Origin of the sequence: Streptomyces silaceus (assembly GCF_001419745.1) — a bacterium.
Lineage (GTDB): Bacteria > Actinomycetota > Actinomycetes > Streptomycetales > Streptomycetaceae > Streptomyces > Streptomyces silaceus.
In genome coordinates, this window is record NZ_LIRJ01000226.1 from 1 (window position 1) to 8,158 (window position 8,158).

The 8,158-nt window shown below is 74.1% G+C and carries 9 protein-coding genes and 1 pseudogene; 4 read left to right on the plus strand and 6 right to left on the minus strand.

From position 1 onward, the window contains the following. Positions 1-252 (minus strand): annotated as a pseudogene (locus AOK22_RS21600) (hypothetical protein); the annotation flags it as partial. Next, the gene (locus tag AOK22_RS21605) at positions 242-784 is read right to left on the minus strand and encodes a SigE family RNA polymerase sigma factor (protein ID WP_055700351.1); all 543 of its coding nucleotides are present in this window, start codon (positions 782-784) and stop codon (positions 242-244) included. The gene AOK22_RS21605 and the pseudogene AOK22_RS21600, both read right to left, overlap by 11 nt. A 125-nt stretch (positions 785-909) precedes the next feature. On the opposite strand from AOK22_RS21605, the gene AOK22_RS21610 reads away from it, so the two are divergent. Continuing rightward, entirely contained in the window at positions 910-1,863 is a 954-nt protein-coding gene (locus AOK22_RS21610) for a L,D-transpeptidase (protein WP_107101999.1), read from the plus strand. Between the two features lie 124 nt (positions 1,864-1,987). Here the strand turns inward: AOK22_RS21610 and AOK22_RS21615 are convergent, their stop codons facing one another. Both AOK22_RS21615 and AOK22_RS21620 read right to left on the minus strand, forming a co-directional pair. Continuing rightward, complete coding sequence (locus tag AOK22_RS21615) at positions 1,988-2,812, minus strand: hypothetical protein (protein ID WP_055700352.1); 825 nt, start codon at positions 2,810-2,812, stop codon at positions 1,988-1,990. Positions 2,813-2,817: 5 nt separating this feature from the next. Beyond that, positions 2,818-3,498, minus strand: a complete 681-nt coding sequence (locus AOK22_RS21620; protein ID WP_055700353.1) for a papain-like cysteine protease family protein — start codon at positions 3,496-3,498, stop codon at positions 2,818-2,820. Positions 3,499-3,813: 315 nt separating this feature from the next. On the opposite strand from AOK22_RS21620, the gene AOK22_RS21625 reads away from it, so the two are divergent. Beyond that, positions 3,814-4,749: a hypothetical protein gene (locus AOK22_RS21625; protein WP_055700359.1), complete on the plus strand. Its 936-nt coding sequence runs from the start codon at positions 3,814-3,816 to the stop codon at positions 4,747-4,749. Between the two features lie 129 nt (positions 4,750-4,878). Here AOK22_RS21625 and AOK22_RS21630 read toward each other — a convergent pair whose 3' ends face one another. Next, positions 4,879-5,307, minus strand: a complete 429-nt coding sequence (locus tag AOK22_RS21630; protein WP_055700354.1) for a Rieske (2Fe-2S) protein — start codon at positions 5,305-5,307, stop codon at positions 4,879-4,881. A 201-nt stretch (positions 5,308-5,508) separates the two neighbouring features. On the opposite strand from AOK22_RS21630, the gene AOK22_RS21635 reads away from it, so the two are divergent. After that, positions 5,509-6,450, plus strand: coding sequence for a carbohydrate kinase family protein (locus AOK22_RS21635; protein ID WP_055700355.1), 942 nt, complete (start codon positions 5,509-5,511; stop codon positions 6,448-6,450). 30 nt (positions 6,451-6,480) lie between these two features. On the opposite strand, the gene AOK22_RS21640 is transcribed toward AOK22_RS21635, so the two are convergent. Continuing rightward, entirely contained in the window at positions 6,481-7,344 is an 864-nt protein-coding gene (locus AOK22_RS21640; protein WP_055700356.1) for a helix-turn-helix transcriptional regulator, read from the minus strand. A 101-nt stretch (positions 7,345-7,445) separates the two neighbouring features. On the opposite strand from AOK22_RS21640, the gene AOK22_RS21645 reads away from it, so the two are divergent. Next, positions 7,446-8,039 carry a YceI family protein gene (locus AOK22_RS21645; RefSeq protein ID WP_055700357.1) on the plus strand — a complete coding sequence of 198 codons (594 nt, stop codon included), beginning with the start codon at positions 7,446-7,448 and terminating at the stop codon, positions 8,037-8,039. The last annotated feature ends 119 nt before the right edge of the window (positions 8,040-8,158 follow it).

An 8,158-nucleotide genomic window follows, 5' to 3' on the forward strand; every position in this document is an offset into this window, starting at 1 on the left:
GGCGGGCCTGGTGGTGCCGTCGGTGGCGACGGGGGCCGGGCGCTCGCGCCGGTGGTCGTCGGGGCCGGAGAGCAGGCCGGCGGTCACGGTGACGGCGACGGCCGCGGTGGCCAGGGCCGCTCCCGCGTACGCGGTACGGCGACGGCGGCGGCGCACGACGGCGCGGCGGCGGATCTCCGCCCCGGCGACGGGCGCGGGCGTCTCGTGGCCGGCCGCGAGGTCCCGGAGCGCGGAGGTCAGGTCATCGGACACGGCCACCCTCCTTCGCGCTGGGCTCGTCGTCGCCACCACGGCGGTCGCCGTCGTCGTCCCGCTCGGCGGACAGCCGCGCGGCGAGCGCCGCCCGGCCGCGCGAGAGGCGGGCCTTGACCGTGCCCACGGGCGAGCCGGTCTCGGAGGCTACCTGCTCCACGCTCAGGTCGCACAGATGGTGCAGGACCACGGCCGTGCGCTGGGCCTCGGGGAGGGTGCGCAGCGCCTGCACCAGGGCCGTGTGCTCGGGTCCCGGTCCGGGGACGCGGTCGGCGGGCGGGTTCCTGCGCACGAGGTCGAGCCAGCGCCTGGCCCGCCGCCAGCGGCTGACGGCCAGGCGCATGGCGACGGTCCGGATCCAGGCCTCGGGCGCCTCGTCGGCGAGGAAGTCCCGGCGGCGGTCCCAGGCCCGTACGAACGCCTCCTGGACCACGTCCTGTGCCTCGCCGTGGTCACCGGTCAGGGCGTACAACTGCCCGACCAGGCGCGGGAAGGCGGCGGCGTAGAACGCGTCGAACTCGTCCTCCGTCATGCCCCCGCGCCCCCGTCCGGCCCGGCCGGATCACGTCATCTGAAATTCCTGCGACTGGTGTGCAACCTGGCGCCCTCCCGGTGCGTACAGGTCCCGTACATCGAAACACAGCCCAGGGGGAACCGATGACCACAGGGATCACGATGAGGCGCAACGCGCGCGTGTGGGGAGCGGCGGCGCTCTGCTCGCTGGTGCTCGCGGGGTGCTCCGCGCAGGACGGCGCGCGGGACGCGGGGAGCGCGGACGACGCGAAGCGGGGGGCGACGGCGGCGGACCGCGCGCCGGCGAGGAAGACGGCGTCGAGGCCGAAGCCCGTCGCGGACCCGGCCGCGCTCAAGGGCGCGCGGCTGAACGTGGCCGACGGGCAGACCGTCGGCGTCGGCATGCCGATATCGCTCACGTTCGACCGCCCGGTGCCGGTGGCGGAGCGGGCGGCGGTGGAGCGGCGGCTCTCGGTGAAGGCGAACCCGGGGGTGACGGGTTCGTGGAGCTGGGTCAAGGACCGCAATCTGCACGAGGGGCAGCGGGTCGACTTCCGCCCGCGCGAGCCGTGGAAGCCCGGTACGAGGGTGACGGTCGCGGCGGGCTCCGAGGCCACCAGGACGTTCACGGTGGGCCGTTCGTTCGTCGCCACCGTGGATGTGCGGACCCACACCATGACCGTGGTGAAGGACGGGCGGACGAGCCGGGTGAAGGTGACCGCCGGCGCGCCGGGCATGGACACCTGGAACGGCACCATGGTCGTCCTGGACAAGCAGTCCCGGGTGCTCATGGACTCCCGGACGGTGGGCTACGGGACGTCGTACAAGGACTACTACAACTACGCGGTCCATCTGACGGCTTCGGGGACGTACCTCCACGAGAACCCGAACGCGAACGCCGCTGCCGGGGAGCGGAACGTCACGCACGGCTGCATAGGCCTGCCCACGGACGGGACGGCGCGGCGCTTCTACGAGGACGTGATCCCCGGAGACATCGTGCGGGTCGTCGGCTCCAAGGACACCGTGGCGGCGGGCAACGGCTACGGCGCCTGGAACGTCGGCTGGAAGCAGTGGCGGGAGGGCAGCGCGCTGAACTGATGCCCCGCCCCCTTCCCGGCGTCGCGCGGAGCGGCTGTCTCCGCCCGATCCCGCGCGGAGCGGCTTCTCCGCCCGATCCCGCGCGGAGCGGCGGCCGGCGTCCCGGCCGCCGCTCCCCCGAGCCTCAGCCCCGGCGCCGTGCGGCGCGGCGCCGCACGAGTGCCGTCCCCGATATGCCGAGGGCGAGCAGCGCGCCCGCCCCGGCCACCGACGACGCCACGGTGACGGGGCCCTGTGCGGGCTCCTGCGCCGCCTCCTGTGCGGGCTTCCCGGTGTCGTAACCGCCCGCCTTGCCCGACTTCTCGTAGGCCGAGCCGGGCAGCTTGTCGCCGTACGCCTTCTGGACGCGCTTGCGGTAGGCGGCGACCGAGGTCCCCTCGGCGCCCACGGCACGCACCGCGTCCTTGTCGAGCGGCAGCACGCGCGCGTGCTTCTCGTCCTGGACGTACCAGGCGTTGATCTGCGGCTCGTGGAAGACGGTGCCTCCGGGGGCCTTTTCGGCGCCCACGCGCGCGTAGTGCGTCTCGTCGTCCCCGGTGGCGATGTTCACGACCTGCCAGGAGCGGCCCTGTTCGACGGTCCACAGCGAGGCCTCCTGGCCGTCGGAGGAGACCGCCTTGCTGGCGAGGAACTGCAGGCGGGCGATCGGCGCGCCCCTCTTCCCGGCGACGAACTCCGGGGAGAGGTAGTACACGGGCACGGCCTTGCCCTCGATCCGCGGGTCGGCCGCGGCCCTGGTGACGGCTCCCTCGCGGGCGAAGAAGCGGGAGAGCGTGTCGAGGGTCTTCGGCGCCCCTGCCGCCTCGTGGGCGGCGGCGCGGGAGGCCGGGGAGGGCGCCGCGGGCCCGGAGTCCGCGGAGGCCTCCGGGGCGGCGAGGCCGAGCAGCAGGGTGGCCGCGGAGCCGGCGAGCGCGGCCTTGACCAGGTGACGGGGCAGGTGACGGGTCATCGCTCTCACGCCCCGATCCGGTAGAGCGAGTGGGTCCAGGAGAAGGTGTTGTTGTCGACGTACCAGTCGTGCGAGGCCCAGTTGTAGCGGTCACTGGAGGGCCAGGGATCGCCCCAGTAGACCCAGCTGTTGGCGTCGTCGTAGCCGTAGATGACGTGCATGTGGCCACCGCCGTTGGACCACTGGATGCGGGTCTCGACCGGGCGGCCCGCGTTGATCTCCGCCTGCACGGTCGGGTAGCGCAGCCAGCCGGTCACGTACGAACCGGGGTTGATGCCGGCCCAGCGCAGGCCGCTCTGCACATTGCCGAGCGTGGCCTGGTTGTTGGGGCACTCCGTGCTCTGGTTGCGGCCGAAGGCGGCGTTGCAGAACTGGTTCTGGCTGTAGTTGCGGCCCATGAAGGTGGCGATGGTGTTGCCGGCCGCGGCCCAGCACCAGTTGGTCTTCTGCTGCGCCTGCATGGTGATGTTCAGGCGCTTGGCGGCCAGGACGGACGGGTCGGCGGCGCCTGCGGCGCGCGGCGCGTGGGCCGCGGGCGCGGCCGACGTGACGGGGACGGAGCCGGGGTCGGCCGGGGCCGCCGTGGCGGTGGCCGTCGGAGCGGCGAAGAGGGCCGCGGCGGCGACGGCGAGGGCGGAGAGGTGTCTCCGTCTGCCGGTGCCGCTCCTCTTGTGTGGTGGGCGCATCGCGTTCCTCCCAAGCGGGGATGTGGGGTGTGGAGGACCGCGTCCGGACGCTGCGATTGAGCATCGAGTGTTGTCGAGTGCAGGTCAACAAGCTTCAATACGGCATTACTTGAGCCGTGAACGGCGGCGTACGGATGTGAACACGCGCCGCGCGCCGACCTGGCACCCCGCTCCCACCGGCACGAACGCCGGGGCCACAGAAGTGAACGTTCACAGAAGGAGTCCGCATTGCGGCACGGCACACGACTCGCGGACGAGCACGGCACACGGCCCGCGGACGGGCACGGCACACGACCCCCCGACGGCCACGGCGCAGTGGCCGACGAGGGAGGACCCGAGGCGGACCTGGCGGCCGCGCTGCGCACCGGTCCCTTCCACGTCGCGCTGCGCAGCGCGATCGCCGCGCGGCGGCTGCCCCTGCAGCGCATCCGCCACCACCTGGCAACGCAAGGCGTACACGTCGGCGTGACGAGCCTGAGCTACTGGCAGCAGGGCGCCCGCCGCCCCCAGCGCGCCGAGTCCCTGCGTGCCGTGCGCGCCCTGGAGGAGATACTCCGCCTCCCCGAGGAATCGCTGATCCGCCTCCTCGTCCAGCCGTCCGAGCGCGGCGACAGGGACCGGCCCGCCGCCCGCTCGTACCGTTCGCTGGTGGAGGCCGCCGACGTGCTGCGGTCGCTCCTGGCCGAGCTCGGCGCGCCCGTCGACGGCGGGCTGCACACCATCGGCCACCACGAACGGGTGCGGATCGGCGCGCTGCGCGAGCTGGTCGGCCGCGATTCGCAGCACATCGTGCGCGCCCACCGCGACGGCGTGGACCGCTACGTGGCCATCCACTACGGCGACCCCGGCTGCGCCCCCGACCGTGTCCGCGTGCGCGCCCTGGAGAACTGCCGCACGGGGCGCGTGCGCTGGCACCAGGGGACGGGGGTGATGGTCGCCGAACTGCTCTTCGACACGCGCCTGCGGGCGGGCGACACCCATCTGTTCGGCTACGGCTTCGACGACGGCACGGCGGGCGCGGCCACCGAGTACGTGCGCGGCTTCACCTACGCGGGCGGCCAGTACGCCCTCCAGATCCGCTTCGACGACCGGGCCCTGCCGGTGCGCTGCCACCGCTTCGCCCAGCAGTCGGCCGCGGCACCGCGCGGCGGCCGCCAGGAACTCACCCTGAGCGGCAGCCACCGCTCGGTGCACGTGGTGGAACCGCAGGTGCGGGCGGGGATCCTGGGGATCGCGTGGGACTGGGAGTGAGCCGGGGGCCGCTCTCCGGGAGTCGGCCGGTCCGGCTCCTCGCCGGTGCGGGGAGGACGAGGCCTTGCGGGTGCGGGGAGGACAAGGCCTTGCCGGTGCGGCAGGCCAGGCCTCGCCGGTGCGGGAGGGCTAGGCCTTCTTCTCCGGGCCCGCGATGATCTTGCCGTTCTCCACCTTCACCGGCAGCTCGGACAGCGGCGTGACGGCCGGCTCGTGCAGCACCTTGCCGTTCGTGGCGTCGAACTGGCTGCCGTGGCACTGGCAGATGAGCTTGTGCCCCTCCAGCTTGTTGATCGGGCAGCGCGCGTGGGTGCAGATCGTGCTGTACGCCTTGTACTCGTCCTCGGAGATCCGGCTGACGACCACGTTCTGGTCCGTGTACAGCTTCGACGCGCCGACCTTCACCTCGTCGGACGCGCCGAGGGCCACCGGCGCGGTCGGCGCCGACCGGTTCGACCCGCCGTCGCCCGTCGAGCAGGCGGTGAGCCCGAGGCCGACGGCCGGGGCGAGAGCGGCGGCCCGCAGCACGGTGCGACGGGCAGGAGGCGTGCCGGACATGGTGTCTCCACAGGTCAGGGGCGTCGGTGACGGATCGACCATACCGGTGCGAGGCGCCGCGACCGGGTCGGGCACGGGCGTGCCCGAGTGCCGCCCGATTCCGCGCCGGGCGCCGCGCACGGCCTAGCCTGAACGGGACGCCGCGCGCCGTGTGCCGCGGCGCCCGAGCCGAGCCCAGGCAGCGCCCGAGAGGAACCACCCGTGATAGTCGTCGCAGGAGAGGCCCTGATCGACCTCGTTCCGCAGGGCGCGCCCCAGCTGCCCGGGGCCGGCGGCGCCCCGGGGCTGCCCGCGCTCGCGCCGCGCCTGGGCGGCGGCCCGTACAACACCGCCGTGGCGCTCGGCCGGCTCGGCTCCCCCGTCGCCTTCTGCTCGCGCGTGTCGCGGGACGCGTTCGGCGAGGCGCTGCTCGGCGGGCTGCGGGCGGCCGGTGTCGACACCGCGTACGTGGAGAGCGGCCCGGAGCCGACGACGCTCGCCGTCGCCTCGATCGGCGCGGACGGCTCGGCCGGCTACTCCTTCTACGTCGAGGGCACCGCCGACCGGCTCTTCGAAGCGCCGGACGAACTCCCCGACGGCGTACGGGCGATGTCGTTCGGCACCTGCTCGCTCGTCCTCGAACCGGGCGCGAGCGCGTACGAGGAGCTGATGCGACGCGCGGCGGCGCGCGGGATCTGCACCGCGCTCGACCCCAACATCCGGGCGGGCCTGATCCCCGACGCGGACGCCTACCGCGCCCGCTTCAAGAGCTGGCTGCCGTCGGTGTCGCTGCTCAAGCTGTCGCGGGAGGACGCCGACTGGCTCGGCGGCACCCCGCACGAGTGGCTGGCGGCGGGGCCCGCCGCCGTGGTGGTCACGCGCGGCGGGGACGGTCTGTCGCTGTACACGCGCGGCGGCACGGAGGTGCACGTGCCGGGCGAGCGCGTGGACGTGGTGGACACGATCGGCGCGGGCGACACGGTCAACGCGGCGCTGCTGCACGGCCTCGCGGCGCGCGACGCGCTGTCGGCGGACGCACTGGCCGACCTGCCCGACGCGACCGCGGCGGACGTGCTGCGGTTCGCGGCGCGCGCGGCGGCGCTCACCTGCTCACGGGCGGGCGCGGAGCCGCCGTACGCGGCGGAGCTCGACCGGTTCGCCTGACCGTCCGGGCGCCCGGCCGGGCGGGCGCGGTCAGGCGTTGACCGCGTGCAGGCCACCGGGTCTGCGGCCGTTGAGGCGGTCCAGGGCCACCGAGGTGGCGTCGTCGGCCGGGACGTAGACGATCAGGCGCTGCGGATCGGTGTCGGGCAGCGCCAGCGTCTCGTACGAGAGCCGCAGCCCGCCCGCCTCGGGATGGGTGAGCCGCTCGACGCCGGTGCGGCGGGGCAGCATGGGCGCGCCTTCGACGCGGTCCGCGAACGGGGCGCCGGCGAAGACCGTCAACTCGTCGGCGAATCCCCGCACATGCGGGTCGTCGAGCATGGACTCGGTCTTGAGGTGGCCGACCAGGTTGTCGGCGAGGCGGTCCCACTCCGGGTAGGCGGCACGGGCCCGCTCGTCGGTGAACACGTACCGGGCGAGGTTGGGGCGTTCGCCGTCCAGGACGCCGAGGGGCTCCACGATCCGCCGGTAGCCCGTCGTGCAGGCCAGGATGTCGGCGAGGCGGTTGAGCAGGACGGCGGGCAGGGGCTCCAGGCTGTCCAGGATCGCGCGCACGGTGGGCCGCACCGAGTCCGCCGGCGGCACGGCCGTGGGGCAGCAGGGATTCCCCGCGCCCCCGTCCGTCTCCTTCTCCAGGCGGCGCAGGTGGATGCGCTCCTCCAGGGTCAGGCGCAGCGCGTCGGCGAGCGCGCCGAGGACCTGTGGGGACGGATGGCGGTCCCTGCCCTGTTCCAGGCGGGCGAGGTACTCGACGCTGATCCCGGCGAGGGTCGCGACCTCGGAGCGGCGCAGCCCCGGCGTACGTCGGCGGGGACCGCTCGGCAGTCCGACCTCGGTGGGGGTCACGGCCTCCCTGCGCGTCCGCAGGAAGGCGCCCAGCTCGTTCTCGCTCACGGATGCGAACGTAGCAGCGATCGCCGCGCGGATCGTGGCCCTGTCACTACCAGTCTCCGCCCGGCCTTCCTCCGCTCCTGGGGGCGCCGCAAGGTGGGCTCATGACTCTTGAAGCGACTGACACGAACGTGCCCGCCTCCTCCGCCGGTTCCGCCGCTCCCGCGCTGCCGCTCGCCGCGGGCGTCTGGGAGATCGAGCCGCTGCACTCCGCGGTGAACTTCTCCATCCGCCACCTCGGCATCTCCAAGGTGCGGGGCCGCTTCGCGGACGTGCGGGCCGAGCTGGTGGTGGGCGAGAGCGCCGGGACCTCGTCGGTGACCGCGACCATCGCGCTGGCCTCGATCGACACGGGCAACAAGGACAGGGACGCGCATGTGCTCGCCTCCGACCTGCTCGACGTCGAGAAGCGCCCGACGATGGCCTTCCGCTCGACGCGGATCGAGGGCGCGGGCGAGGAGTGGTCCATGGCGGGCGAGCTGACGATCGGGGACGTGACCCGGCCGGTGACGCTGGACGTGGAGTTCGGCGGCCTGGAGGGCTTCCCGGGCCAGGAGCGCAGGCACGCCGGGTTCGAGGCGTCGGGCGAGATCCGCCGCAGTGACTTCGGCCTCGACTTCGCACCCGGCCTGCTCGGCGAGGTGGTGAAGATCCAGCTGGACATGCAGTTCCTGGAGCCGGTCGCGGAGCAGGGCTGACGTCCTGGGCGCGGGTACGCGGGAGGATCGAGAGGGCTGGATCCCTGGCACGAGTACGCGGGGGGGCGGACAGGGCTGGATCCCTGGCGCGGTAGGCCGGGGCAGGCCTGCCCCCTCGG

Coding starts and splice junctions, on each gene's coding strand:
- AOK22_RS21610 (WP_107101999.1), top strand. CDS start 910: ATGACCACAGGGATCACGATGAGGCGCAACGCGCGCGTGTGGGGAGCG.
- AOK22_RS21615 (WP_055700352.1), bottom strand. CDS start 2,812: ATGACCCGTCACCTGCCCCGTCACCTGGTCAAGGCCGCGCTCGCCGGC.
- AOK22_RS21605 (WP_055700351.1), bottom strand. CDS start 784: ATGACGGAGGACGAGTTCGACGCGTTCTACGCCGCCGCCTTCCCGCGC.
- AOK22_RS21630 (WP_055700354.1), bottom strand. CDS start 5,307: ATGTCCGGCACGCCTCCTGCCCGTCGCACCGTGCTGCGGGCCGCCGCT.
- AOK22_RS21645 (WP_055700357.1), top strand. CDS start 7,446: ATGACTCTTGAAGCGACTGACACGAACGTGCCCGCCTCCTCCGCCGGT.
- AOK22_RS21620 (WP_055700353.1), bottom strand. CDS start 3,498: ATGCGCCCACCACACAAGAGGAGCGGCACCGGCAGACGGAGACACCTC.